The sequence below is a fragment of the Streptodolium elevatio genome, assembly GCF_053592165.1.
On sequence record NZ_JBSFVE010000020.1, the window covers coordinates 35,667 to 59,751 of the forward strand.

Annotated in this window: 21 protein-coding genes; 12 read left to right on the forward strand and 9 right to left on the reverse strand. The window is 72.3% G+C overall.

All coding sequences use genetic code 11. The features are described from left to right. The first annotated feature begins 6 nt into the window (after positions 1–6). On the forward strand, positions 7–2,355 hold the full coding sequence (treY, locus tag ACWD12_RS30470) for a malto-oligosyltrehalose synthase (protein ID WP_450102239.1): 2,349 nt from the start codon (positions 7–9) through the stop codon (positions 2,353–2,355). Between the two features lie 160 nt (positions 2,356–2,515). Beyond that, positions 2,516–4,270 carry a malto-oligosyltrehalose trehalohydrolase gene (gene treZ / locus ACWD12_RS30475; protein ID WP_450102240.1) on the forward strand — a complete coding sequence of 585 codons (1,755 nt, stop codon included), beginning with the start codon at positions 2,516–2,518 and terminating at the stop codon, positions 4,268–4,270. A gap of 171 nt (positions 4,271–4,441) precedes the next feature. On the opposite strand, the gene ACWD12_RS30480 is transcribed toward treZ, so the two are convergent. The 3 genes from ACWD12_RS30480 to ACWD12_RS30490 all read right to left on the reverse strand — a co-directional run bounded on the left by ACWD12_RS30480 (position 4,442) and on the right by ACWD12_RS30490 (position 8,969). After that, positions 4,442–6,190, reverse strand: a complete 1,749-nt coding sequence (locus ACWD12_RS30480) for a cholesterol oxidase substrate-binding domain-containing protein (protein WP_450102241.1) — start codon at positions 6,188–6,190, stop codon at positions 4,442–4,444. A 618-nt stretch (positions 6,191–6,808) separates the two neighbouring features. Further along, a complete protein-coding gene (locus ACWD12_RS30485; protein ID WP_450102341.1) occupies positions 6,809–7,690 on the reverse strand; it encodes a PPK2 family polyphosphate kinase in 882 nt (293 codons plus the stop codon). 568 nt (positions 7,691–8,258) lie between these two features. Next, positions 8,259–8,969: an NAD(P)-dependent oxidoreductase gene (locus tag ACWD12_RS30490; RefSeq protein ID WP_450102242.1), complete on the reverse strand. Its 711-nt coding sequence runs from the start codon at positions 8,967–8,969 to the stop codon at positions 8,259–8,261. A 125-nt stretch (positions 8,970–9,094) separates the two neighbouring features. Here ACWD12_RS30490 and ACWD12_RS30495 point away from each other — a divergent pair, with 125 nt between their 5' ends. Then, on the forward strand, positions 9,095–9,856 hold the full coding sequence (locus ACWD12_RS30495; protein ID WP_450102243.1) for a TetR/AcrR family transcriptional regulator: 762 nt from the start codon (positions 9,095–9,097) through the stop codon (positions 9,854–9,856). A gap of 18 nt (positions 9,857–9,874) precedes the next feature. On the opposite strand, the gene zapE is transcribed toward ACWD12_RS30495, so the two are convergent. Next, positions 9,875–10,969, reverse strand: coding sequence for a cell division protein ZapE (gene zapE / locus ACWD12_RS30500; RefSeq protein ID WP_450102244.1), 1,095 nt, complete (start codon positions 10,967–10,969; stop codon positions 9,875–9,877). A 31-nt stretch (positions 10,970–11,000) separates the two neighbouring features. On the opposite strand from zapE, the gene ACWD12_RS30505 reads away from it, so the two are divergent. The 7 genes from ACWD12_RS30505 (at position 11,001) to ACWD12_RS30535 (ending at position 17,116) form a co-directional block, all read left to right on the forward strand. Beyond that, positions 11,001–11,804, forward strand: a complete 804-nt coding sequence (locus tag ACWD12_RS30505) for a pyrimidine reductase family protein (RefSeq protein ID WP_450102245.1) — start codon at positions 11,001–11,003, stop codon at positions 11,802–11,804. Positions 11,805–11,886: 82 nt separating this feature from the next. Then, positions 11,887–12,369 (forward strand): type 1 periplasmic-binding domain-containing protein, encoded by a 483-nt coding sequence (locus tag ACWD12_RS30510; protein ID WP_358363051.1) that lies wholly within the window; start codon positions 11,887–11,889, stop codon positions 12,367–12,369. Between the two features lie 170 nt (positions 12,370–12,539). Next, positions 12,540–13,970, forward strand: coding sequence for a UDP-N-acetylmuramate--L-alanine ligase (gene murC / locus ACWD12_RS30515; protein ID WP_450102246.1), 1,431 nt, complete (start codon positions 12,540–12,542; stop codon positions 13,968–13,970). A gap of 158 nt (positions 13,971–14,128) precedes the next feature. Then, complete coding sequence (gene msrB, locus ACWD12_RS30520; RefSeq protein WP_450102247.1) at positions 14,129–14,545, forward strand: peptide-methionine (R)-S-oxide reductase MsrB; 417 nt, start codon at positions 14,129–14,131, stop codon at positions 14,543–14,545. Between the two features lie 95 nt (positions 14,546–14,640). Then, entirely contained in the window at positions 14,641–15,636 is a 996-nt protein-coding gene (locus ACWD12_RS30525; RefSeq protein WP_450102248.1) for a TIGR04222 domain-containing membrane protein, read from the forward strand. After that, positions 15,633–16,595: a DUF692 domain-containing protein gene (locus tag ACWD12_RS30530; protein WP_450102249.1), complete on the forward strand. Its 963-nt coding sequence runs from the start codon at positions 15,633–15,635 to the stop codon at positions 16,593–16,595. Before ACWD12_RS30525 ends, ACWD12_RS30530 begins: the two co-directional genes overlap by 4 nt. A gap of 116 nt (positions 16,596–16,711) precedes the next feature. Further along, positions 16,712–17,116, forward strand: a complete 405-nt coding sequence (locus ACWD12_RS30535) for a hypothetical protein (RefSeq protein ID WP_450102250.1) — start codon at positions 16,712–16,714, stop codon at positions 17,114–17,116. Positions 17,117–17,150: 34 nt separating this feature from the next. Here ACWD12_RS30535 and ACWD12_RS30540 read toward each other — a convergent pair whose 3' ends face one another. The 4 genes from ACWD12_RS30540 to hemG all read right to left on the reverse strand — a co-directional run bounded on the left by ACWD12_RS30540 (position 17,151) and on the right by hemG (position 21,154). Then, positions 17,151–17,804 (reverse strand): DUF4291 domain-containing protein, encoded by a 654-nt coding sequence (locus ACWD12_RS30540; RefSeq protein ID WP_450102251.1) that lies wholly within the window; start codon positions 17,802–17,804, stop codon positions 17,151–17,153. Between the two features lie 132 nt (positions 17,805–17,936). Beyond that, a complete protein-coding gene (locus tag ACWD12_RS30545; protein WP_450102252.1) occupies positions 17,937–18,590 on the reverse strand; it encodes a methylated-DNA--[protein]-cysteine S-methyltransferase in 654 nt (217 codons plus the stop codon). 151 nt (positions 18,591–18,741) lie between these two features. Beyond that, positions 18,742–19,488 carry a hydrogen peroxide-dependent heme synthase gene (gene hemQ / locus ACWD12_RS30550; RefSeq protein WP_450102253.1) on the reverse strand — a complete coding sequence of 249 codons (747 nt, stop codon included), beginning with the start codon at positions 19,486–19,488 and terminating at the stop codon, positions 18,742–18,744. Between the two features lie 157 nt (positions 19,489–19,645). After that, positions 19,646–21,154, reverse strand: a complete 1,509-nt coding sequence (hemG, locus tag ACWD12_RS30555; RefSeq protein WP_450102254.1) for a protoporphyrinogen oxidase — start codon at positions 21,152–21,154, stop codon at positions 19,646–19,648. Between the two features lie 474 nt (positions 21,155–21,628). Between hemG and ACWD12_RS30560 the strand changes: the two genes are divergently transcribed. Then, positions 21,629–22,585 (forward strand): DUF4349 domain-containing protein, encoded by a 957-nt coding sequence (locus ACWD12_RS30560; RefSeq protein WP_450102255.1) that lies wholly within the window; start codon positions 21,629–21,631, stop codon positions 22,583–22,585. 76 nt (positions 22,586–22,661) lie between these two features. Here ACWD12_RS30560 and hemE read toward each other — a convergent pair whose 3' ends face one another. Then, positions 22,662–23,741, reverse strand: coding sequence for a uroporphyrinogen decarboxylase (gene hemE / locus ACWD12_RS30565; RefSeq protein WP_450102256.1), 1,080 nt, complete (start codon positions 23,739–23,741; stop codon positions 22,662–22,664). A gap of 101 nt (positions 23,742–23,842) precedes the next feature. Between hemE and ACWD12_RS30570 the strand changes: the two genes are divergently transcribed. Then, a partial coding sequence (locus tag ACWD12_RS30570; protein ID WP_450102257.1) for a DUF3000 family protein occupies positions 23,843–24,085 on the forward strand: 243 nt, incomplete at its 3' end.

Consider the following 24,085-nt stretch of genomic DNA (forward strand, 5'->3'; position numbering starts at 1 on the left):
GTCTGCATGACGCCTCCTGTGGTCCCCACCGGGACGTACCGCCTCCAACTCCAGCCCGGATTCGGCTTCGCCGAGGCCGCCGACGCGGTGCCTTACCTGGCCTCGCTGGGCGTGTCCCACCTCTATCTGTCGCCGATCCTGCGTGCGGTCCCCGGCTCCGGGCACGGGTACGACGTGATCGACCACGGCCGGGTCTCCCCCGAACTGGGCGGCGAGCGGGGCTTCCGGGTGCTGGCCGCCGAGGCGCGGGAGCACGGGCTCGGGATCGTGGTCGACATCGTGCCCAACCACATGGCGGTGCCCGCGCCCGAGTCGCTGAACCGGCAGTTCTGGTCGGTCCTGGAGCGCGGGCGCGAGTCGGCGTACGCGGACTGGTTCGACATCGACTGGGACGCGGGCGGCGGGCGGATACTGCTGCCGGTACTGGGCGCCCCGCTTGACCGAGCGCTCACCGACATAAGGGTCGAGGACGGTGTGGTCCGCTACCACGACCACGCCTTCCCGCTGCGGCACGGCACCGAGGACCTGTCGCTGCGCGAGGCCCTGGACGCCCAGCACTACCGGCTCGCCGACTGGCACGAGGGCGATCTGCGCGGCAACTACCGGCGCTTCTTCACAGTCACGTCGCTGATAGGGCTCCGCCAGGAGGACGAGGCGGTGTTCGCCGCGACCCACGCGGTGATTCTGCGCCTGGTCCGCGAGGGACTGGTGCAGGGACTGCGCGTCGACCACCCCGACGGGCTCGCGGACCCGCGCGGCTACCTGCGGCGGCTGCGTGAGGCGACCTCGCCCGACACGTGGATCGTGGTCGAGAAGATCCTGAACGGCGAGGAACGGCTGCCGGACGACTGGGACTGCGCGGGCACGACCGGGTACGACGCGCTGCGCCGCGTCGACGGGGTGTTCACCGACACCGGCGGGGCGGAGGCGCTGCGCGCGCTGCACCACGACATGACGGGCGCCTCGGAGCCGGGGTTCGCCCCTGTGGCGCGGGCCGGGAAGCTGGAGGTGCTGCGCAGCGGCCTCGCCACCGAAGTGGCGCGCCTCGAACGCGTCTTGGAGCACATCGGCGTACGCGACCCGGATCGGGGCGACGCGCTGCGCGAGTTGCTGGCGTCGGTGCCGGCCTACCGGCCGTACGTCGTGGCCGGAGAGCCCGCGCCGGCGGAGGCCGCGAGCCTGCTCGGGGAGGCGCTGACCGGCGTGCCGGGCCGGCTCGCGGCGACGGCGCGGCGGATCGCGGACGCGGCGCTCGGGCACGACCCGGAGTTCGCCGTACGTTTCGCCCAGGTGGCCTCGGCGGTCGCCGCGAAGGGGGTCGAGGACCGCGCGTTCTACCGCTGGTACGTGCTGAGTTCGTGCAACGAGGTGGGCGGCGAGCCGGACGAGGTGGGCCTCGGGACCGACGGCTTCCACGCCTACGCGCGGTCGATGCACGCCTCGCGGCCGGACACCATGACCGCGCTGTCGACGCACGACACCAAGCGCAGCGAGGACGTGCGGGCCCGGCTCGCGGTGCTGGCGGAGATCCCGGACGAGTGGGGGGCGGCCGTACGCGGGTGGGAGAAGGCGGCGCAGCGGCACCGCTCGGGTCCCGGGCCGGATCGGTACGACACGTACCTGTTCTGGCAGACGCTGGTGGGAGCGTGGCCGATCGACCCCGATCGGATGAAGGCGTACCTGCGCAAGGCGATGCGCGAGGCGGACCGCTCGACGTCGTGGACGACCCCCGACACGCCGTATGAGCAGGCCACGGACGCTTTCGTGGACGGGGTTCTGAACGACCGGGAACTTCGGTCTTCCGTACAGGAGTTCGTCGAACGTCTGGCCGATTCCGCCCGCACGGTCGCGCTGGGGGTGAAACTGGTGCAGCTGACGATGCCGGGTGTGCCGGACGTGTACCAGGGAGGTGAGGCGGTGTTGCGTACCCTCGTGGATCCGGACAACCGTGCGCCGGTGGACTTCGGGGCGGCGGCGACGCGGCTGGCCCATCTGGACACCGGCGGCACACCGCGCGACCTCGACGACGAGAAGGCGCTCGTGACCTCGGCGGCGCTGCGGTGGCGGCGGCGCGATCCGGCGGCGTTCGGCGGCGAGGGCAGGTACGCGGCGGTGCACGTGCGCGGCGAGGCGGCCGCGCACGTGCTGGGCATGCGCCGCGGCTTCACGGTCGCGCTCGCGACGAGGCTCCCGGTCGGCCTCGCGGCGCGCGGCGGGTGGGGCGACACCTGCCTCGACCTGTGGAAGGGCACGTGGACGGACCTGCTGACCGGGCGCCGGGTCGCACGCGACGCGCCACTGGCCGAGGTGTTCGCACGCCTGCCGGTGGCGCTACTGGAGGACGGGGCACATTGACTCAGCCGTACACACACGGGAACACACGCCGAGGCGCGTGTCGCCGCACACCCTGCGAGGGGCACTCCGATGCGCAGTGCGGTACGCAGTGGGGTGCGCGTCGCCAAGGGCGGAGCGACACGGCCTGGAACACGCGGGATTCGGGTGGGGGTGAAGGGCGATGACGCAGTTCTCGGTGTGGGCGCCGGCCGCGTCCAGTGTGGAGCTGGTGGCCGGCGGAGCCCGCCGTGCGATGCGGCACGGGGGCGGTCCGGGTTGGTGGCGTGTCGACGTCCCCGCTCTCGGGCACGGCGACGACTACGCCTTCTCGGTCGACGGCGGACAGGCGCTGCCGGACCCGCGTTCGGCGTGGCAGCCGGGCGGCCCCGACGAGCCGTCGCGGGTCTACGACCACGACCGGTTCGAGTGGACGGACCAGGCGTGGCGCGGCCGGGCGCTGCCGGGCGGCGTCGTCTACGAGCTGCACATCGGGACGTTCACGGACGCGGGGACGTTCGACGCCGCCGCGGACCGCCTGGGCCACCTCGTCGACCTCGGCGTCACGCACGTCGAGGTGATGCCGGTCGCGGCGTTCCCGGGCCGGCACGGGTGGGGCTACGACGGCGTGTGCCTGTGGGCGGCGCACGAGCCGTACGGCGGCCCGGACGGGCTCAAACGCTTCGTCGACGCCGCCCACGCGCACGGCCTCGCGGTGATCCTGGACGTCGTGCACAACCACCTCGGGCCGTCCGGCAACTACCTGCCGCGCTTCGGCCCCTACTTCACCGACCGCTACCACACGCCGTGGGGCAGCGCGGTCAACCTCGACGGCCCGGGGTCGGACGAGGTACGCGCCTTCCTGCGGTCGAGTGCGCTCGCCTGGCTGCGCGACTTCCACATCGACGGCCTGCGGCTGGACGCGGTGCACGAGCTGGAGGACCGTCGCGCGGTGCCGTTCCTGGAGGAACTCTCGGATGCCGTCGACCGGTTGGGGGTCGCCCTGGGCAAGCCGCTGTTCCTGGTCGCCGAGTCGGACCTCAACGATCCGCGCATGGTCACGCCGCGTGAGAACGGCGGGCTCGGCGTCCACGCGCAGTGGAGCGACGACTTCCATCACGCGCTGCACGCCCTGCTGACCGGCGAACGCCAGGGCTATTACGTGGACTTCGGCTCGATGGGCACGCTGGCCAAGACGTTGCGCCGGGTGTGGCTGCACGACGGCGGATGGTCGACGTTCCGGGAGCGGCACCACGGCCGTCCGCTCGACCCCTCGCGCATGCCGGGGCACCGGTTCATGGGGTACCTCCAGGACCACGACCAGGTGGGCAACAGGGCGGTCGGTGAACGAATTTCGGCCCTGCTGCCGCCGGGGCTGCTGGCCGCCGCGGCGGCGCTGGTGCTCACGTCGCCGTTCACGCCCATGCTCTTCATGGGCGAGGAGTGGGGCGCGTCGACGCCGTGGCAGTACTTCACCGACCACACCGACCCGGTGCTCGCCGAGGCGGTGCGCCGGGGCCGCCGCGCCGAGTTCGCCGCGCACGGGTGGGACGCCGGGCAGGTGCCCGACCCGCAGTCGCCGGACACCGTGCGCGACTCGCGGCTCGACTGGTCGGAGCCGTACCGAGAGCCGCACTCGGCACTGCTCGCGTGGTATCGCGACCTGATCCGGCTGCGCCGCACGCATGCGGAGCTCGCGGATCCCGATCTGCGGGCCGTGCACCTGACGTACGACGAGGCGGCGGGCTGGATGATGCTGCACCGCGGCGCGTTCCGGACCGCGGTGAACCTGGCCGAGGAGGAGGCGACGCTGCCGGTGGGGACCGGCGGCGCCGAGGTGGCGGCGGCGTGGGACGGTGCCCGGGTCGAGCGCGGCCTGGCCGGCACGACGCTGACCCTCGCCCCGCGTTCGGCAGCCGTGGTGCGGCTGACGGACTGACCGTCGTGGCCCGCCGACCGGACTGACGGGGTCGTCGGGCTCGTCGGGCTCATCAGCCCTGTCGGACCCGTCGAGCCCGTCAGGCCGTCGGGACGACGGCCGTGCGGTGGCCCGGTGCCGGGGGGACCGGGCCACCGCCTGTCCTCGGCGGCGGCCGGACCGCGGGTGCGGTCAGACCAGCAGCGAGTTGAGGAAGCCGTTCGAGAAGACCTTGTGCGGGTCGTACTGGTTGAGCAGCGAGACCGCGCTGTCCCAGTTGTTGCCGGCCGGCACACCGGTCCGGTACTGGTTCGGCACGGTGGTCGTCAGCATCGTGGCGTCGGCCCAGGCCGCCGTCCCGCTGTAGCCCCAGCCCTTGGACCACTCAGGGCGCACCTGCGCGTATGTGCCCGAGTAGTTCGCGAAGACCCACTGCTCGGTCTCGCGGTAGAACTGCTGGCTGTACGGCGTGCCGGGCACCGTAAGGATGTCGAGCCACACCGCGACGTCCCACTCGGGGTGGTCCGCCCGGTTGCGGATCGCGGACAGCGTCGGGTGCACGGCACCGGCGAACTGCGCGTCGGCGGGGTTGTCGAGCCCGGTGACGCGGATCTCCAGGGGGCCGTTCATGGGGTACCGGCCCTGGTTGGCGTACGTGTTCAGCGAGTTCTTGTAGTACGTGTAGAACTCGCTGACGACCTTCTGGATGTCGGCGCGCTTGGTGAGGATCGCGTAGCCGTTCGCGGTGACGCGCATCGTGGTCGGCTTGATGTAGAGCATGGTGTTCTTAGACCAGCCCCACAGATCCCACGAGCCGGTCACGATGAGGCCCGAACCGACCACGCCCATCTGGGTGTTGCAGAAGGTCGGGGTCAGGTTCGCGGCGCCCGCGGTGATCTGGCCGAGGAGGTCCGCGGCGTCCTCGGACAGGAAGTCGCTGAAGGGGTAGTTGTAGGGCCCGTTGGCGGTCTTCGCGAAGAACGGCTTGCTCGGCGAGACCGACCACACCTTGAGCCACGGGACGAGGGTGAAGGGGAACCAGATGGCCTCGACGCGGCCGGTCTGGTTGACGAAGCTCGCGAACGAGTTGCCCGTCGCCGAGGCCGGCGGCGCGAACATCTCGTCGACGTTGATGTTGAACCAACTCTGGCAGCGCAGGCGCTTGTTGGCGCCCACCCGCAGGGTCACCTCGGTGACGAAAGCGCGTCCGAGGTTGACCAGGAGCGGCCCGATGGCCAGGTCGTTGCGCTGGAACGTCCGCAGTTTGTACTGGCTGGTGCCGGGGTCCCACACGACCGCGGTCAGGGACAGGATCAGGTTGCTGAGCGACCCGAACGTGTGGCCGGGGGTCAGGGTTTCACCGGTCTTGGGAACCGCCGTGCCGTGTCCGTCGATGGCCAGGACGCCGCCGAGACTGAGGTCGCCGGGTGCGGGCGTGGCGGTGACGCCGTAGCCGGCGTTCTCCAGCGCGGTGAGCAGCGTCAGCATCGACACGCCGGTCTGCGCGGTGACGCTGGCGGGCGAGCCGGAGTTGACGGTCACCGCGGTCAGGTGCTTGGTGGTGTCGACGAGCAGGATGTTCGTCGGCGTACCCGGCTGGATCATCAGCGGCGACCAGTTGTGGCTGTAGCCCTTGGCCCGGAGCTTCCAGCCTTGCGCGCGGGCCCAGTTGGCGAGGGAGACGACCTGGGCGGGCGTCGTGGGCGCGCAGGTCCAGACCTCGTCGACACGGATCTCGCCGGACCAGTTGCGGTACGCCTGGAGATACGCCGAGATCCCGGCCGGCAGGCCCGGCGGAGCGGGGACGGCGGCGTCTGCGGACTCGACGCGGAACGCGGGGGTCCACTGCAGTGCGGTCAACGCGGCGGCACCCGCCAGGCCGCCGATGACCGCCCTGCGGTTGGGCTCCGATGCGGCGGTCCCACTGGTCTGTTCGGACATGGGGTTCCCTTCCCGTGCTCGTGACCGGACCGGACCGTCGCGGCGGCTCGACGATCAAGCGGAACGACAAGATCCGGTTCCGGTTCGTACGGCAGGACGGACCGCCCCGCGGCGCGGGGTCGGGCGGTACTCAGGAACGCAGAACGGAGTACACGGAGCGGAAATACGCGAAACTGACGTACGCAAAAACGGCGGTGCGCGAACAGCGGTGCGCGGAACGGCAGAACGCGGAACGGCAGAGCGCGGTACGGCGGAACAGCCGTGCGGGCGTGCGGCATTGCGGGTGCGCAGGTGCGTCATGCCGCTTGCGATCGCCGCGGAGGGACCGAGGAGCTTCGTGCGCGGCGGCGCGAAGCCGCCGGTGGGCACGTGTCGATCAGTGTGCGGTAGCCCCGGCCGGGAGATCACCTCGGAACCGTGTGCTCCGGATCGCCAGGGTGGAACGGCCCCCCGGGCAAGTCAACCGGGCGGGCCGGCATTCTTTGGTGACACGTGTCGAGATTTCGTCCGGAACGGCAAATGCGGACCGGTTTCCTTACCGATCCGCACAAGCCCTGGGGCCCCTGTGGCGCCTGCTGTTCGAGGTGTCCCGAGTTACGTATCTGACGGAGCGTCAGTTCAGGTCTCCAGGAGGCGCTTCCGCTCCGCCTCGACGTCGAAGTGGCCCTGCGGGTAGTGCGGATCCATCTCCTCCAGATGCTCCAGGAGGAGTCGGCTGATCGCCCAATTGCGGTACCACTTGCGGTCGGCCGGCACGACGTACCAAGGGGCGGTGTCGGTCGTGCACTTCTGCAGCACGGACTCGTACGCGTCCTGGTACGCCGGCCACAGCGCGCGCTCGTCGATGTCGCCCGGGTTGAACTTCCAGTGCTTGTCCGGGTTGTCGAGGCGTTCCAGAAGGCGTTCGCGCTGCTCGTCGTACGAGATGTGCAGGAACACCTTGACGACCGTGACGTCGTCGTCGTGCAGCGACTGCTCGAAGCGGTTGATGGTCGCGTACCGGCGGGACCACACGCTGCGCGGAACCAGGTCGCGCACCCGCACGATCAGGACGTCCTCGTAGTGCGACCGGTCGAAGATACCGATCAGGCCCGGCGCCGGGACCTGTTGGCGGATCCGCCACAGGAACGGGTGCGCCGACTCGTCGCGCGTGGGGGACTTGAACGCGTGGATGTGGCAGCCGGACGGGTTGAACTGCCCGATGACGTGCTTGACCACGCCGCCCTTGCCGGACGTGTCCATGCCCTGGAGCACCAGGAGCAACCGCTTGCGGGAGCCGCCCGCGACGGCCTGGGCGTACAGCCGTTCCTGGAGTTCGGCGAGCCGCGGCTCCATGGCCGCGATGTCGGCCAGGGCCTCCGCCTTGCCGCCGGGAGCGTGCGGTGTCGCGCGGGCGTCGGCGCTGGCGAGGTCGACCGTGCCGCCGTGCAGGCGCAGGACGTCGCGGACCGACGGGACGTTCGCGGGCGCGGGCGGCACCGAGCCGTGGACCACGCGCAGCAGCGGCGAGGCAGGCCGCGCCGCCCGGCCGTCCTTCCCGCCGTCCTTGTCGTGGTCCTTCTTCTTGGCCTTCTTTCCGGCCTTGTCCGGCTTGGCGCTCTTCTCTGCCTTCTCCGCCTTCCCGGTCTTTCCCGCCTTCTCCGTCTTGCCGGCCTTCGCCGACTTCCCGGGCTTCCCGGCCTTGCCTGCGCCGACTTCGGAGGCCAGCGGGCGGGCGGGCCGCTCCACCGCGGATCCGGCGCGCCGCTTCCCGCCCGGCGTGCCCGACTTCGATGCGCCCGACTTCGATGCGCCCGACTTCGATGGGCCCGACGCCCCGGACGCCTTGGCCCCCTCGCCGGCCGCGCCGCCGTCGGCCTTGCCGCCCGGCACAGCCCGGAGGCTTGCCCTCACGAGCGCGTCGTCCGCCGCCTTGTCCGCCTTCTTCGCCACGCGTCGGCCCTCCACGGGAGTCGGGTACGTCGAACCGCAGTCCTCCAGTGATCCTCCCCGAGGAACGCGCCTGCCGCAGTTCAGCCGCACCGATGGAGGGACGCGGAACGGAACCGCGCCGAATCGCACGGTCCACTCACGCCGACGCTGCGAGGACGCCCGGCGTGAGGCGGCCGACGATCGCCGGGGCCTCGCGCACGAGCGTGTCGTCGGTGAGCGCCTCCACCATGAACAACGCGAAATCCACGCGCCGGGTCAGGTTGCCGGACAGCACGGGGTCGCCCACGTGCCGGCGCCACACCGGCAGCCCCTGGCTCTCCCCCTCCTCCAGGTCGCTGCCCCGCACCACGGTCCAGCGGGTGTCGCTCGCGAACACCCGGCGGCAGGCCTCGACCTGGTCGTCGATCTCGACCGCGCGGACGGCCTTGCCCACCCAGGCGGCAATGCGAAGCAGGGTGGTGAACGTACGCGAGTACTTGTCCTTGCCGTCGCGCGTGATGTGCCAGCCGCACGAGAACACCAGGCGCGCGCCGGGCTTCGCGTAGTCGAGGACGGCCTGCGCCGTACCCGACGAGTACTGGCGTACGCCCCACGGGACCAGGACCGTCAGCACCCCGTCGCACCCGTCGACGGCCCGCCGGATCACCTCCCGGTCGTTCGTCTGCCCCGGGACGACGGTTATCCGGCCGGCGAACGCGGCCAGCTTCGGCACGCTGCGCTCCCGGCAGACGCCGACCACCTCGTAGCCGCGGTCCAGCGCGTGCCGGACCATGTACTGCCCGAGCTTCCCCGAGGCACCCACGATGCAGACCTTCTTCACCCGGTCGTGCGCAGCATCCGCATCCATCGCGCAGCCCTCCGCCGACGTGTCAGCCTTATGATGTAAGGCACGCTAACCTTATGCCGTAAGGCAGTCAAGAACAGCAGGCCAGGGCACTGACACCACAAGCAGTGGGAACGAAGGAGGAGCGGATGCGCGAGGGAGCAAAGAGCCCCCGCAAAGCCGCGGCGCGCACTCCGCTCAGCCGCGAGCGGGTGATCCGTACGGCGATGCAGGTGGCCGACGAGAAGGGCTCGGCGGCACTCACCATGCGGGCCGTCGCCCAGCCGCTAGGCGTCGAGGCGATGTCGCTCTACCACCACGTCGACGGCCGCGACGACATCCTCGACGGCATGGTGGACGCGGTGTTCGACGAGATCGACCTGCCGCCGCGCGACACGGACTGGAAGAGCGCGATGTGGCAGCGCACGGCGTCGGCGCGCGCCGCGCTGCGGCGCCACCCGTGGGCCGTCGGGCTCATGGACTCGCGCTCCCGGCCGGGGCCCGCGACGCTGCGCCACCACGACGCCGTCCTCGGCGCGCTGCGCGCCGCGGGGTTCTCGGTCCCGATGGCGGCACACGCGTTCTCGCTGATCGACAGCTACCTGTACGGGTTCGTGATCCAGGAACTGAGCCTGCCGTTCAGCGGCTCGGACGAGTTGGCGGAGGTCGCGGGCGCGATCTTCGACGACATGGCCGCCGACGCGTACCCGCACCTGACCGAACTCGCCACCCAGCACGCGCTCAAGCCCGGGTACGACTACGGCGACGAGTTCGCGTTCGGCCTCACGCTCATCCTGGACGCGCTGCGCCCGGACGAGACCGCGGGCGGGACCGCAGACGGGCCGGCGGGGGAGGCCACGGACCAAGCGGCCGACCAAAGCACTGACACGACGGCGGGCGAACCCGGCTGAGGCCGCGTCAGGCTGGGCTCAGCCGACGGACGGCACCCGCTCGGCACCGTCGCGCGCCATGGCCACCAGGCGCGACACCGCACGCAGGTACTTCTTCTTGTAGCCGCCCGCGAGCATCTCCTCGGAGAACAGCGCGTCGAAGGGGACACCGGAGGCCACCACCGGAATCTCGCGGTCGTACATGCGGTCCGCCAGCACCACCAGGCGCAGCGCGGTGGACTGGTCGTGAACCGGCACGACCCCGCGCCAGAAGACCGCGTGCACGCCTTCGAGGAGCGCCCCGTACCGGCTCGGATGCACGGAGGCGAGGTGCCGCAGCAGTTCGGGGAAGTCGTCGAGCGCCGCGCCCGTGACCCCGGGGGCCACGGCGGTCTTGCCGACCACGTCGTCGTCCGCCGCGGGCGAGGGCGCCTCTGGCAGGCCGCGGTGGCGGTAGTCATCGCCGTCGATGCGCAGCGACCGGAAATGCGCGGACAACCCCTGGATCTCGCGCATGAAGTCGACGGCGGCGAAGCGGCCCTCGCCGAGCTTGTCGGGCAGCGTGTTGGAGGTGGCCGCGAGCTTGACGCCCGCGTCGACCAGCTTGCCCAGCAGGGTCGACACGAGGACCGTGTCGCCCGGGTCGTCCAACTCGAACTCGTCGATGCACAGGAGCCGGTGGCCGGAAAGCGCGCGTACCGTCTCCTGGAAGCCCAGCGCGCCGACGAGGTTGGTGAGCTCGACGAACGTGCACAGCGACTTCGGACCGGGGGCCGCGTGCCACAGCGAGGCCAGCAGGTGCGTCTTGCCGACGCCGTAGCCGCCGTCCAGGTAGACGCCGCTGTACGCGGGTGCCGCGGCCCCCTTGTCGCGCCGGAACCAGCGCCGCCGGGAGCCGCCGTCGCCGCCGCCCGCGGCGTTCAGCGAGGCCGCGAACTCCTCGAGCCGGGTCACCGCGGCGGCCTGGCTCGGCTGCGTCGGGTCCGGTATGTACGTGCTGAAGCGCACCCCGTCGAAGCGGGGCGGTGGGACCATTTCGGCCACCATGCGGTCGGCGGGGACCACAGGGTGGCGCGATGCGAGGGACACCGGCTCGGCGGCCGGACTCGCCGGGGACACGTTGGGCACGATCATCAAGCCTACGGTGCGTGCAAGACTCGACCGCATGCGACGTCTGCTTCCCGCGACCGACGCCCCGGGCTCCGCGCCTTCGGGGGCACCCCCCGAGACCGCCGCCGAGGTCGACCTCGACCTCGTGTACGCCTATCCGTCCGACGTGGTCGACGCGGGCCGCCCGTGGCTGCGCGCCAACATGGTCTCCAGCCTCGACGGCGCCGCGCAGGCCGGCGACGGCCTCTCCGCGGGCCTGTCCTCCCCCGGCGACAAGCGCATCTTCGGTGTGCTGCGCGCGCTCGCCGACGTCGTGCTGGTCGGGGCGTCGACGGTCCGCGCCGAGGGGTACCGGCCGCCGAAGCCGCAGCCCGCGTACGCCCCCGCCCGCACCGCCGCCGGGCGGCCCCCGGTCCCGGTCATCGCGATCGTCACGCGCAGCCTGGAGCTGGACTTCACGACGCCGCTGTTCACCGAGGCCGAAGTGCCGACCGTGGTGCTGACCGGCCCCGAGTGCGACCCCGACCGCCTGGCCGAGGCCCGCAAATACGCCGACGTGGTGATCGCGGGCGAGCCCGGATCGACCGGCGTCGACATAGGCGCCGCGGTCGACGCGCTGGCGGCGCGCGGCTGGACGCGGCTGCTGACCGAGGGCGGTCCGCACCTGCTGGGCCAGTTGGTCATGGCGGGCCGCCTCGACGAGCTGTGCCTCGCGCTCGGGCCGCTCCTGCTCGGCGGCGCGGCGCCGCGGATCACCAACGGGCCCGCGCCCGAGGTGCCGCAGGCGATGGAATTGCACACTCTTCTGGAAGAGGACGGGTTCCTCTTCGCCCGATACGTCCGCAACCCCACCGGTTGAGCGGCAATCAACCCCAACCGCCCGTCCGGGTGGCATGGTATTGCGGTACGGCGCTGCAGCGAGGACCCGAGGGAGACAACGCGTGTACACGATCGTGCTGCTCATCGAGAAGGTCATGGACGAGGGGGACGTACACCTGGTCACCGGCCTGCACGAGGACGTCGAGACCTCGTTCGTCGTGGTGCTGCCGGGTAAGACGGACCACCACCGGCTTGTGCGTGCGCTGGACGACGTGGCGCTGGGCCACCTCGAGGAGGCCGCCGAGGAGGTCGAGCGTCCCAAGGACGAGCCGACCGACGAGGCCGCGGACGCGACCCGGCGTACGCTCAACGCCTCCGTGGCGGCGCTGGAGGCCGCCGGCGTGCGGGCCGTGGGCGAGACGGCCCCCGGCGACGACCCGCTGGAGATCCTCAAGGACGTCGTCGAGCGGCACTCCGCCGACGAGGTCATCGTGCTCACCGATCCGCACCTGATCGAGGAGTTCTTCCACCGCGACTGGGCCTCGCGCGCCCGGCACAAGGTGGGCGTCCCGGTGCTCAAGCTGTTCGCGCACAACACGGCGTAGGCGCCGCGTGGTGCACAATCGTCCCCGGTCCACCCCGTCCCGGGTCGACCGGTCCGGGACTACCCGGTGCCGGACCACCTGGTGCCGGACGACCCGGTGCCGAGCCCGGTCCCGATCCACCCGGTCCCGACCCACCCGTTTCCGGTTCACGCGTTCTTGAAGGAGCCTGCATGGCATCGCCCGCCTCGCCCGCGGAGCAGTCCGCGACCGCCCCCACGGTCGACCTCGGCGCTCCGCACTTCATCGGCATCGGCGGGGCAGGGATGTCCGGGCTCGCGAAGATTCTCGCGATCCGCGGCGCCAAGGTCGCCGGCAGCGACGCGAAGGACTCCACCGCGCTGCTCGCGCTGCGGCAGCTCGGCTGCCAGGTGCACGTGGGCCACGCGACGGAGAACCTGGGCGACGCGACGTGTGTCGTGGTCTCCAGCGCGATCCGCGCCGACAACCCCGAGTTGGTCGCGGCGCGCGAGCGCGGCATCCCGGTGGTGCACCGCGCCGACGCGCTGGCCCGCCTCATGGACGGCCGCCGGTCGGTGGCCGTGGCCGGCACGCACGGCAAGACGACCACGACCAGCATGCTGGCGGTGAGCCTGACGTCGCTCGGCATGGACCCGTCGTTCGCGATCGGCGCGGACCTCAACGAGGCCGGCAGCAACGCACACCACGGAGACGGCGACGTCTTCGTGGCGGAGGCGGACGAGAGCGACCGCAGCTTCCACAAGTACGCCCCCGAGGTCGCGGTCGTCCTCAACGTGGAGCTGGACCACCACGCCAACTACGCCTCGCTCGACGAGGTGCTGGACGCGTTCGAGCAGTTCGCGCACCGCATCGTCGCGGGCGGGACGCTCGTGCTGTCCGCCGACGACTCCGGGGCGCGCGCGCTGCGCGAGCGCCTCGCCAAGTCGGCGCCCGAACTGCGGATCGTCGCGGTCGGCGAGGACGCCGCCGCGGACCTCCAGATCGTCAAGGTCGAGCCGCAGGGCCTCGCGAGCAAGGTGACGGTACGCGGCAAGGCCGCCGCCGAGCACGTGTTCGCGGTCGCGGTCCCCGGCCGGGTCAACGCGTCCAACGCGGTCATGGCCCTGGCCGTCGGCCTGGCGCTCGGCATCGACCCGGCCGAGATGGGCGGCGCGCTCGGCAAGTACCAGGGTGTCCGGCGGCGCTTCCAGCTGAAGGGCGAGGCGGGCGGGGTACGCGTCGTCGACTCGTACGCGCACCACCCCACCGAGATCGCCGCCGACCTGGAGACCGCGCGCGGCGCGGTGGGCGCGGGCCGCGTGATCGCGGTCTTCCAGCCCCACCTGTTCAGCCGCACCCAGCAGCTCGGCACCGAGATGGGCCGTGCCCTGGCCGCCGCCGACATCGCCCTGGTGATGGACATCTACGCGGCCCGCGAGGACCCGCAGCCCGGCATCACGAGCCATATCATCGCGCACAGCGCGCTGGACCACGGCGGCCTCGTGCGCATGGAGCACAGCTGGTCGGAGGTGCCCGCGGTGGTCGCCGAGCTGGCGCGTCCGCTGGACCTGGTGCTGACGATGGGTGCGGGCGACGTGACGCTGCTCGGCCCGGAGATCCTCGAGGCGATCAACCGCCGCTGAGGCGCGCGGCCGCCGCCGTACGTCCGGGCCCGTAGCCGCGTCCGCCCCCGTCCCGGCCGGTGCCCGTGCCCGCCCGGCGCGCGGCCGTCACCGGCCGGTAATGCCTGTACGACCCCGCCCCGGGAACGGACGCGGGGTCGTACGTGTTGGATGTCGGTATGGCTGACACCCCGAAGTACAACGTGGTCAGGTCCGTGGACGAGTGGCTGGCGAAGCTGTCGCCGGAGGAGTACCACGTCCTGCGCGAGGCCGGCACCGAGCGCGCCTTCACGGGCGAGTACACCGACACCAAGACGGTCGGTGTGTACCGGTGCCGCGCGTGCGACGCGGAGCTGTTCCGGTCCCAGGACAAGTTCGACTCGCACTGCGGCTGGCCCTCCTTCGACTACGTCGAGGAGGAGCGCGTCGAGCTGCGCGAGGACAAGTCGTACGGCATGGTTCGCGTCGAGGTCCGCTGCCGCAACTGCGGCTCGCACCTGGGACACGTCTTCGACGGCGAGGGCTACACGCCGCGCAACCAGCGGTACTGCATCAACTCGATCAGCATGACGCTGGAACCCGCAGACGGCGCTTGATCGTTCGTGCCCGCCGGGGACCGGTTCGTGAGGGAATCCCATCGAATTGGGTCCCGGGTGGGTGGGAGTGTGCCCGGGGCAGGTACATACGGGATATGAACCGGAACATGAACCCGAACGCCCCTCCCGACGTATCGCGGATCGACCTCTACACGGCCGCGTTCCTCACCGGGGGCCCCGCGCGCGTGGCGGACGTCGCCATTCTCGCGATGCGCGCCACCGGCGTCCTGCATATCGGCCGGGACGGCACGGTCACCGCCACCGGGCGCGGGCCGGCCGACGCGGTGACCGCGGGCGTGCTGCGCGCGGTCCAGGCCGCCGGCGGGACCGCGTCCCTGGCCGTCGTGCGCCATCAGGGCGCACGTTGCCCCGAGATCCAGGGCATCGGCCACCAGTTGTTCTACTGGGGTCTGATGCGCCCGCCCGGCGAGATCGCACGGGCGAGGTCCGGCATGAGGGTGCTGTTCGCCTGCTTCGGCGGCGCCTTCGTCCTTCTGGTGATCCTCGGAATCGCGCTGCGCAACGCCGTGTTCCTTGTCGGCCTCCCCTTCGTCTTCATCGCCTTCGTGATCGTGCTGGCCACCCAGGCGGGCAAGCTGCTGATCCGCAGCGGGCATACGCAGGCCGGCATGCGGTACGTCGTGCAACTGCGCAGGCAGGCCGCGCTGCGCCACCGCCTCGACGGGACGGTGGCCGGCGGCGTCGGGCTCGGTGAGATCGCGGTTCTGGGGCTGGCCCGGCTCACCGACTACGAGCTGCTGGACATCTTCCGGCAGCAGCAGATCGCGGCCTTCGCCCAGCCCCAGTACGCGCCGCCGACGACGACCACGAGTTCCTCGGGTTCGACGTGTGCGGGTGTGTACGACCCGGGGACGCCGTCGTGGTGCGGCTCCACCTCGTGTGCGGACAACGGGTTCCGGGGGACCTCGTGCGCGGGGCCCGGATCGAGCTCGTGGTCGTGCTCGCTGGTGGGCGGCGGGTCGAGCTGCGGCGGGGGCGGCGGCGGGGGATCCTCCTGCGGCGGAAGCTCGGGCGGATCGTCCTGCGGCGGCGGCGGTGGAGGCGGCGGCTGCGGAGGAGGCAGCTCATGAGCACAGGGAACGGGCTCTTCGGTGGGAAGTCGGGGGCCGTCGGCATCGGCTGGCGGCCCGAGATCGACCTCACCGTGGAACGCCTTGCCGGCGTCGACTTCGTCGAGGTGATCGCCGAGAACGTGTGCGCCGACCACCCCGACCACCTGCCCGCCTCGCTGCGCGTGCTGCGCGCCCGCGGCACGGCGGTCGTGCCGCACGGCGTCTCGCTCGGCCTCGGCGGCGCGGACCGGCCCGATCCCGAGCGGCTGGCGCGACTGGCCGAGGTGGCCGCGGCGGTCGAAGCTCCGCTGGTCAGCGAGCACCTGGCGTTCGTACGCGCGGGCGGCATGGAGGCGGGCCACCTGCTGCCGGTCCCGCGTACGCGCGCGGCTCTGCGGGTGATCGCGGAGAACGTACGCGTCGCCCAGGACTCGCTGCCGGTGCCGCTCGCCCTGGAGAACCCGGCGACGTTGTTCGCGTGGCCCGACAACGAGATGACCGAGGGGCAGTTCCTCGCCGAACTGGTGGCGATGACGGGTGTGTCCCTGCTGGTCGACGTCGCCAACCTGCACACCGAACGGGTCAACCACGGCATGGATGTCGCCGCGGCGCTGGACACGCTGCCGCTGGAGGCCGTCGCGTACGTCCACGTCGCGGGCGGCGTCCTCACCGACGGGATCTGGCACGACACGCACGCGCACCCGGTGAGCGACGAAGTCCTCGACATCCTGGGCATGTTGTGCGAGCGGCACCGTCCGCCCGGCGTGCTGCTGGAGCGTGACGCGGCCTTCCCGCCCGCGGACGAATTGCAGGGCGAGCTGACGGCCATCCGGTCGCGCCTCGACGGCACGGCAGCCGCGGCGGCGGTGGAGGCAGGGTCAATCCGCGGAATTCCGGGGCCGCTTGGCGAGCTTACGGGATCCCGCACCGAAGTTCCCGGAGCCCTGGGCGGAGTGCCTGCGGGAGGCGGGCGGTGAGCCCGGTCGCGGGCCCCGGCGCCGCCCCGGGCGTGCATCCGGTTGTGGATCCCGTTGTGGATCCCGTTGTGGATCCCGTCGCTGCTCGCGCCGAACTTGCCCGCAGGCAGGCTGACTTGCTCGCCGCATTGGTCGCGGGAGGGCCGGTCCCGGAGGGGTTCGACGCAGAACGCATCCGCGTGCAATCGGTGGCGTTGGCCGCCAAGCGGCGTGAGGGCGTGCTGCGTGCCCTTCCTGTGCTCGCGACAGCGCTCGGCGACCGCTGGCCACGTACGTTCATGGAGTGGGCACGCACCCATCCCAAGCCCGCGGTCGGCGGCAGCCGTGCCGACGCGGTGGCGTTTGCCAAGTACTTGAAGGCCCGGGGCGAACTCCCCGAGGCGGTGGAAGCAGCGCTGTCCCCCGCGCCGCCGGATCCGCCGCAGCCGCCGCGCAGGCCCGGATTCGTCCAGCGCGTACGTTCCCGCCTGCGCCGCAACCCCGTGGGCTGGGACCCGGAAGCGCGGTACTGCTCCGACTGACTTCGGGGCAGCGGTGTGACGTACTCCGCCCGTGCTATCCAGGCGCGGCGATCCGCCGCGCGAGGGCGTCGGGCACCGGATAGACCTTCTCCACCGGCAACAACGCCTTTGCGCGGTCCGCGCGCCCGGACCTGACCAGGTCGGCGATCCGGTGGGCGGTCGGGGTCAGGTCGGTGATGCCGACGACCCATTGCTCGGCGAACTCGCGTACCAGCGCCCGGCCGACGCCGACCTGGATGCTGTAGTGGTTGAGCGGCGCCCCGCGCAGGGAGCGCTCGGGATCCCACTGCACATGCACCTCGGCGCGTGCCACCGCGTCCGGTTCCGATGTCGTCAACACCGCGCGCCCCAGCGCCTTTTCCCAGCCGTCGCGGGTGATCCGGACGGCGAGGATCCGCTCCTGGCCGGACTTGCGGCCCCAGTTGCTGCGGTGCATCAGCCACCGGAACGACGGCTTGATCCACGTCATGCGCCCGAACGAGAAGGGCGGGACGAAGCGTTGCGCGTCCAACGCGGGACCGGCGATCGCCGCGGAGTACGCCTGGTAGACGACGATCGAGTGGGCATCGAAGTCGGCGCGGATCTCGTACGGCGTGTGCCGGGTCTGCGCGTGGCTGCGCGCCTGCTCGCCGTGCCGGGGCTGCGGCTGCCGGGTCTGCCGGCCGTGCCGGGTGCGCTGGGCGGACATGCCCGCACCCTCGCACCGGCCGCGGCCGGAGCGCGAGCGGATTTCCCGCCCGGCCGCCCTGCGCGGTCGCGGCGCGGACCGACGCGGCCGGCCCGGCGTGACGCGGCCCGGTCGAGTCGCGCCCGGCTCCGGTCAGGCAGCGCGCGAACCGCGCTCCAGCGCCAGCAGTTGCTGCTTCTTGTCGAGGCCGCCCGCGTACCCGGTCAGCGCGCCGGTGGACGCGATGACGCGGTGGCACGGCACGATGATCGAGATGGGGTTGCGCCCGTTGGCGGCGCCCACGGCCCGGGACGCGGTGGGCGAGCCGAGCGCGTCGGCCATCGCGCCGTACGACGTCGTGCGCCCGTACGGAATCGTGGTCAGCTCGCGCCACACCCGCCGCTGGAAGTCCGTGCCGCGCGGCGCGAGCCGCAGGTCGAACTCCCGGCGCTCACCGCCGAAATACTCCTCCAGCTGGCGCGTGACCTCGTCGAACACGGCGTCGTCGCGCACCCAGTCGCCGCCGATCTCCGGGACGTACTTGGCGTCGGGCAGCATGAACAGCCCGCTCAGCGCCTCGCCGTCGCCGACGAGAAGCAGCTCGCCGACCGGCGAACCGACGACGGTGTGGCGCGGCGGGCCGTCGAGCGGGGGTACGAACTCCATCGGGTCCCACGCACGGTCGCCGCCGCCGTCCACGGTCATCGGCAGGGCGTCCTGCACGAGGGCGGTGGCGGCACCGGCAGTGGCTGCGCCGGTCGCGGTCTCGGTGACGGTGTCGGTCACAGTTGCGGTGGCGGTGCTCATGGCGGCGGACCTTCCTGTGGTGCTCGCGGCGGGCGTCTGGTGGTTCGGGGTGTTTCCCACCCGACCATGCTGCCGCCGCCGCGACCGGATGACCGGCGGGTTTCGGACATCGCGGTGGGCCGCCCCGGACGCGGAACGGCCCACCGACGTGTCAGGCCAGACCTGCCAGCAGCTCGCCGACCGGGCGGCGGCGGCCCGTGTAGAACGGGACCTCCTCGCGCACGTGCCGACGCGTCTCCGAGCCGCGCAGGTGCCGCATCAGGTCGACGATGCGGTGCAGCTCGTCGGCCTCGAAGGCGAGGATCCACTCGTAGTCGCCCAGGGCGAAGGACGGCACCGTGTTGGCCCGCACGTCGGGGTAGCCGCGGGCCATCTGGCCGTGCTCGGCGAGCAGGCGGCGGCGTTCGGCGTCCTCCAGCAGGTACCACTCGTACGACCGCACGAAGGGGTACACGGCCACGTAGTCGCGCGGCGTCTCCTCGGCGAGGAACGCCGGGATGTGGCTCTTGTTGAACTCGGCGGGGCGGTGCAGCGCCATGTTCGACCACACCGGGTCGAGCTCACGGCCCAGGCCCGTGCGGCGGAAGAGGTTGTACGCCTCCTGCAGTTCGTCCGACGACTCCGCGTGCCACCAGATCATCACGTCCGCGTCGGCGCGCAGCCCGGACACGTCGTAGGTGCCGCGCACCACGACGTCCTTGTCGAGCAGCTGCTCGAACAGCGCCTCGACCTCGACGGCCAGCCGGGCCCGGTTCTCGGGCAGCGGTCCGCGCAGCCGGAAGACCGACCACATCGTGTAGCGGATGACCTCGTTGAGGTCGCGGGCCTTGCGGCGCGGCGGCACCGTCTCCACGGCCGTCTCGGGGGTGTCGGGGTCCTGCGTGGTGGCGTCAGTCATACGCCGATTGTCCCTCGCCCCGACCGGTCCCCCGCACCCTGGTGGGGGTGAAGGGCTCGCACTGCCCGAACAGGCGTACGGCGCCCCGCTCCACCGCGCACGGTCACCGTCCGAAGCCGAAGCCGAAGCCGACAAGCCGCCGAGCGGCCGAGCCCCGTCAGCCCCGTGAATCCGACGAGCCCCGTGATCCCCGCGATCCCGACGCACCCCAGACGCCCACAGTCGCCAGCACCGATGCCGCCGCCCGCTGCCCGCTCGCGATGCAGGCCGGGATCCCGACGCCGTCGTACGCCGCCCCGCACACCGCCAGCCCCGGCAGCCGCTCGACGGCGTCCTCGACGCACGCCACGCGCCCGCGGTGCCCGACCGCGTACTGCGGCAGCCCGCCGCCCCAGCGCGTCACGCGCGTCTCGACCGGCACCGCCCCGAGCCCGACCGCGTCGTGCAGGTCGGCGAGCGAGTCGGCGATCAGACCGGCGTCGTCGCGTTGCAGCACGGCCTGCTCGCCCGCCCGGCCCAGCGACGTGCGCAGCACGAACATGTCCGGGTCCGCCTCGGCGATCCAGCCCCACTTGTTGCTCGCGAACGTGCTCGCCTTGATGCGGCGGCCGTCGACGGGCGGCACGAGGAAGCCGCTGCCGGGCAGTTCCGTTCCCAGGTCGGCACGGCGGAACGCGAGCGTCACGATGGCCATCCCGGCGTACTCGATCGATCCGAGTTCGACGGCGGCGACGTGCGAGTGCGGGGCGAGCAGGCGCGACGCGGGGGCGGCCGGCAGCGCGATCACCACCGCGTCGGCGTCGATGCTCTCGGGGGTGCGGGTGTCGCCGACGACGAGTTGCCAGCCGTCGGGGGTGCGGTGGAGCGCGCGTACGGTCGCATTCGTGCGTACCGTGCCGCGCCCGCTCGCGGTGATCGCGTCGGCGACCGCGTGCGGGAGCCGTCCGATGCCGCCGCGGATGCCCGCGAAGACCGGTCCGGCGCCGGCGGGGTCGGGGGCGCGGTCGAGCAGGTCGCGTACCGCGGTCAGCAGCGAGCCGCCGGCGCGGGCCGCGGGGAGCAGCTGCGGCATCGCGGACTCCAGCGAGATCGCGTACGCGTCACCCGCGTACACCCCGCCGAGCAGCGGTTCGACGAGCCGGTCCACGACCTCGTGGCCGAGGCGCGCGGCGACGAACTTGCCGACGGTCACGTCGTCTTCGTACGGGTGCGGTGGCAGGGCATGGTCCACCGGGAGGCGCGCGAGGCCTGCGGGCGACAGGACTCCGGAGGCCGCCAGCGAGGACAGGTCGCCCGGTACGCCCATGATGTGACCGCGAGGCATGGGCCGCAGCGCGCCGCGCGTCCACAAGGTCGCACTGGCGGTCGCGGGCGGTTGGAGGTCTTCGGCGAGTCCGACCTCACGGGCGAGGCCGGTGCCCTCGGGGCGACGGGCGAGCATCGATTCAGCGCCCTCGTCGACGGGTACGCCCGCGATCTCGACCGCGGACAACTTCCCGCCGATGCGCGGTGATCCCTCCAGCACGGTGACGTGTGTGCCCGGCCCGGCGTCGCGGCACAGCGCGTGTGCGGCGGCGAGCCCGGCGATCCCTCCCCCGACGACGACGATGTGCCGGCCTGCGGGCGGTTCGGCCCGGTCGGCCGCCGCGGAGGTAGTCGAACTCATGCGGCCACTTTCTCACGCGCGGCCGGACATACCCGCCGGTCACGGGCTGCGGTCGGTACGGACACGTTTCTGTCGCGGGACTCCCGAAGGCGGAACCCGCGGCGGATGGTCGCCGTCACAGGGCCGTCAGCAGGCCGCGCCAGGCCGTCTACGCCGCAACATCCTTTGGGGGGAACCGTGTTGAGACGACGAACCACGGCAGTCGGGGCGATCTTGGGGGCGGTGCTGCTCCTCGGCGCATGTTCCTCCTCCAGCGACAGCGGCAGCGACAAAAGCGGCAAGGCCGAAGCTCCCGGCGCCGCGGCGCCGACTGCGGGAGCCGCTTTTCCCACCTCTGGGACTCAGGTCGCGCCCTCACCGGCCGGAACCGGCCAGGCAGGCGCAGGCTCAGGCGCCTCAGGCGCCTCAGGCGCCTCGGGCACCAGGGCCCCGGCGAGTGCGCCGAGCGGCGCTCCGGCCGCCGACAACCCGCCCGTGCAGGACCGCAAGTTGGTCCTGACCGCGGACGTGCGCCTCGAAGCGGACGACCCGGAGGCCGTCGCGGCGAACGCCCGGTCGATCACGATCGGCATGGGCGGGCTCGTGGCGGGCGAGCAGACCACACGGTCCACACGCAACGTCTCGGTGCCGCCCGCCCCGGGCTCGACCGAGCCGACCCGCCAAGAGGTCGTGTACGTCACGACATCAGTGCTCACCCTCAAGGTGCCGCCCGCGCAGTTCGACAAGGCACTTGACCAGTTGAGCGCCCTCGGCACCGTGATCGGCCGCAACCGCACGGCCACCGACATCACCGAGCAGGTCGTGGACGTCCAGAGCCGGATCGAGACGCAGCGGCGCAGCGTCGAGCGGGTTCGGGAACTGTTGGCCAAGGCGACGTCCCTGGGCGAGATCGTCTCAATCGAGGCGGAAGTGACACGCCGCGAGGCCGATCTGGAGTCGCTGATGAAGCGTCAGCAGACGCTCACGGCGCAGTCCGACCTCGCCACGATCGCGCTGGCGGTGAACGCGCGCCCGGAGCCGACGCCGAAGAGTGAGCCGCCGAAGGCCCCCGACGCGCCGGCGAAGAAGGACAAGGGCGGCGAGAGCTTCGGCGGGGCGGTCGTCGACGCCTTGAGCGGCGGGTGGCACGCGTTCTACGTGACCGTGCGCGGGATTCTGGTCGTACTGGCGGCCGTGCTGCCGTTCCTCGTCGTCTTCCTGGTGCTGCTGTGGCTGCTGCGCCAGTACCGGGCACCCATCGCGCAGGCGATCGCCGCACGCCGCGCCGCGCGCGAAGAGCCGTTCATCCGGTGGGAGAAGCGGAACCCGGTCGGCGCGGTGCGGGACGAGGCGCGGGAGGACGACGATTCGGCGTACGAGCCCGCGGGCGCGCCGTCCCCCGTACCGGCAAAGCCGAGTGCGCCGCCGAGCGAACCGCCCGGCGCGCACTGACGCGGGCCACGTACCGCAGTCCGTCGTCCGGTCCGGCTCCACCCCGTTCGGGGCGGGGCCGGACCGGGAGGTCGGGTCAGCGCGCGGACGCGCTGTGCACGTGCTCCACGAGCGCGGTGAGCGTCTCGGGGTCGGTGTTCGGCAGCACCCCGTGGCCCAGGTTGAAGATGTGCCCCTCGGCGGCGCGCCCGGCGGCAAGGACCTCGTCGGCCTTCGCGCGCATCGTCTCGCGCGGCGTGAACAGCACGGCCGGGTCGAGGTTGCCCTGCACGGCCTTGCCGGGACCGATACGCCGCACCGCGTCGTCGAGGGGGATCCGCCAGTCGACGCCGACCACGTCGGCACCTGCCTCGCCCATCAGGCCGAGCAGTTCGCCGGTGCCGACACCGAAGTGGATGCGCGGCACGCCGTACGACGCCACCGAGGCGAGCACCTTGGTGCTGGCCGGCATCACGGACGCGCGGTAGTCGGTGGCGGACAGCGCACCCGCCCACGAGTCGAACAGCTGAACCGCGGAGGCGCCGGCCTCGATCTGCACGGTGAGGAACTGCGAGGTGATCTCGGCCAGTCGGTCGAGCAGGGCGGCCCACAGGTCGGGCTCGCCGTACATCATCGCCTTGGTGAACTCGTGGTTCTTGGACGGCCCGCCCTCGACGAGGTAGCTCGCCAGGGTGAAGGGCGCGCCGGCGAAGCCGATTAGCGGCGTGCCGCCGAGCTCGCGGGTCAACTGGCCGACCGCCTCGGTGACGTACGGGACGTCGTCGGGCGTGAGGTCGCGCAGTTGGGCGAGGTCGGCCTTGGAGCGGATCGGGTGGGCCACGACGGGGCCGACGCCCGGCTTGATGTCCAGGTCGACGCCGATCGCCTTGAGCGGCACCACGATGTCGCTGAAGAAGATGGCCGCGTCGACCTTGTGGCGGCGCACGGGCTGGAGCGTGATCTCGGTGATCAGGTCCGGCATCATGCACGAGTCGAGCATGGCGATGCCCTCGCGCACCTTGCGGTACTCGGGCAGGGAGCGCCCGGCCTGGCGCATGAACCACACCGGCGTGTGCGGCACGGATTCGCGTCGGCAGGCGCGCAGGAACGCCGAGTCGCGGACATCGGCGGTCGGAGCGGCGGGGGGCGGCGAGCCAGGGGTACGCGGGTCAGTCACATGGCCCATCCTCGCAGACCCGGAAGAGTGTGCCGTTCGCCCACGGCGAAGGCCCGCGCGCCTCCTCGGCTGGCTGCTGCCCCGCACATACGCTGCCGGTCATGGCACCAGCAGTCGGCGAAACCGAGGAGCCCGCGGAGTTCCGCCGCGCGGTGGAGCAGTTGCGGACGGCGGCGCTACGTCCCGAGATCGAGCTGGAGGACATGCCGCGCCCGCGGAATCTGGCGCCGTTCTCCGCGGCGTTCTCGGCCGAGGTCGTGGTCGACGACGAGGAGTTGGGCGGCGGGGGGGGGGGGGGGGGGGCCCGCAAGCCCCCGCCCCCCGCCGGGGGGGGGGCCGTGCGG

What these genes read in the sequence shown, in the direction of transcription:
- msrB (WP_450102247.1), top strand. Translation starts at nt 14,129, where the DNA reads ATGGCTGACACCCCGAAGTACAACGTGGTCAGGTCCGTGGACGAGTGG.
- ACWD12_RS30480 (WP_450102241.1), bottom strand. Translation starts at nt 6,190, where the DNA reads ATGTCCGAACAGACCAGTGGGACCGCCGCATCGGAGCCCAACCGCAGG.
- zapE (WP_450102244.1), bottom strand. Translation starts at nt 10,969, where the DNA reads ATGATCGTGCCCAACGTGTCCCCGGCGAGTCCGGCCGCCGAGCCGGTG.
- ACWD12_RS30495 (WP_450102243.1), top strand. Translation starts at nt 9,095, where the DNA reads ATGCGCGAGGGAGCAAAGAGCCCCCGCAAAGCCGCGGCGCGCACTCCG.
- ACWD12_RS30505 (WP_450102245.1), top strand. Translation starts at nt 11,001, where the DNA reads ATGCGACGTCTGCTTCCCGCGACCGACGCCCCGGGCTCCGCGCCTTCG.
- hemG (WP_450102254.1), bottom strand. Translation starts at nt 21,154, where the DNA reads ATGAGTTCGACTACCTCCGCGGCGGCCGACCGGGCCGAACCGCCCGCA.
- ACWD12_RS30490 (WP_450102242.1), bottom strand. Translation starts at nt 8,969, where the DNA reads ATGGATGCGGATGCTGCGCACGACCGGGTGAAGAAGGTCTGCATCGTG.
- ACWD12_RS30545 (WP_450102252.1), bottom strand. Translation starts at nt 18,590, where the DNA reads ATGAGCACCGCCACCGCAACTGTGACCGACACCGTCACCGAGACCGCG.
- ACWD12_RS30530 (WP_450102249.1), top strand. Translation starts at nt 15,633, where the DNA reads ATGAGCACAGGGAACGGGCTCTTCGGTGGGAAGTCGGGGGCCGTCGGC.
- treY (WP_450102239.1), top strand. Translation starts at nt 7, where the DNA reads ATGACGCCTCCTGTGGTCCCCACCGGGACGTACCGCCTCCAACTCCAG.
- hemQ (WP_450102253.1), bottom strand. Translation starts at nt 19,488, where the DNA reads ATGACTGACGCCACCACGCAGGACCCCGACACCCCCGAGACGGCCGTG.
- ACWD12_RS30540 (WP_450102251.1), bottom strand. Translation starts at nt 17,804, where the DNA reads ATGTCCGCCCAGCGCACCCGGCACGGCCGGCAGACCCGGCAGCCGCAG.
- treZ (WP_450102240.1), top strand. Translation starts at nt 2,516, where the DNA reads ATGACGCAGTTCTCGGTGTGGGCGCCGGCCGCGTCCAGTGTGGAGCTG.
- murC (WP_450102246.1), top strand. Translation starts at nt 12,540, where the DNA reads ATGGCATCGCCCGCCTCGCCCGCGGAGCAGTCCGCGACCGCCCCCACG.
- ACWD12_RS30525 (WP_450102248.1), top strand. Translation starts at nt 14,641, where the DNA reads ATGAACCGGAACATGAACCCGAACGCCCCTCCCGACGTATCGCGGATC.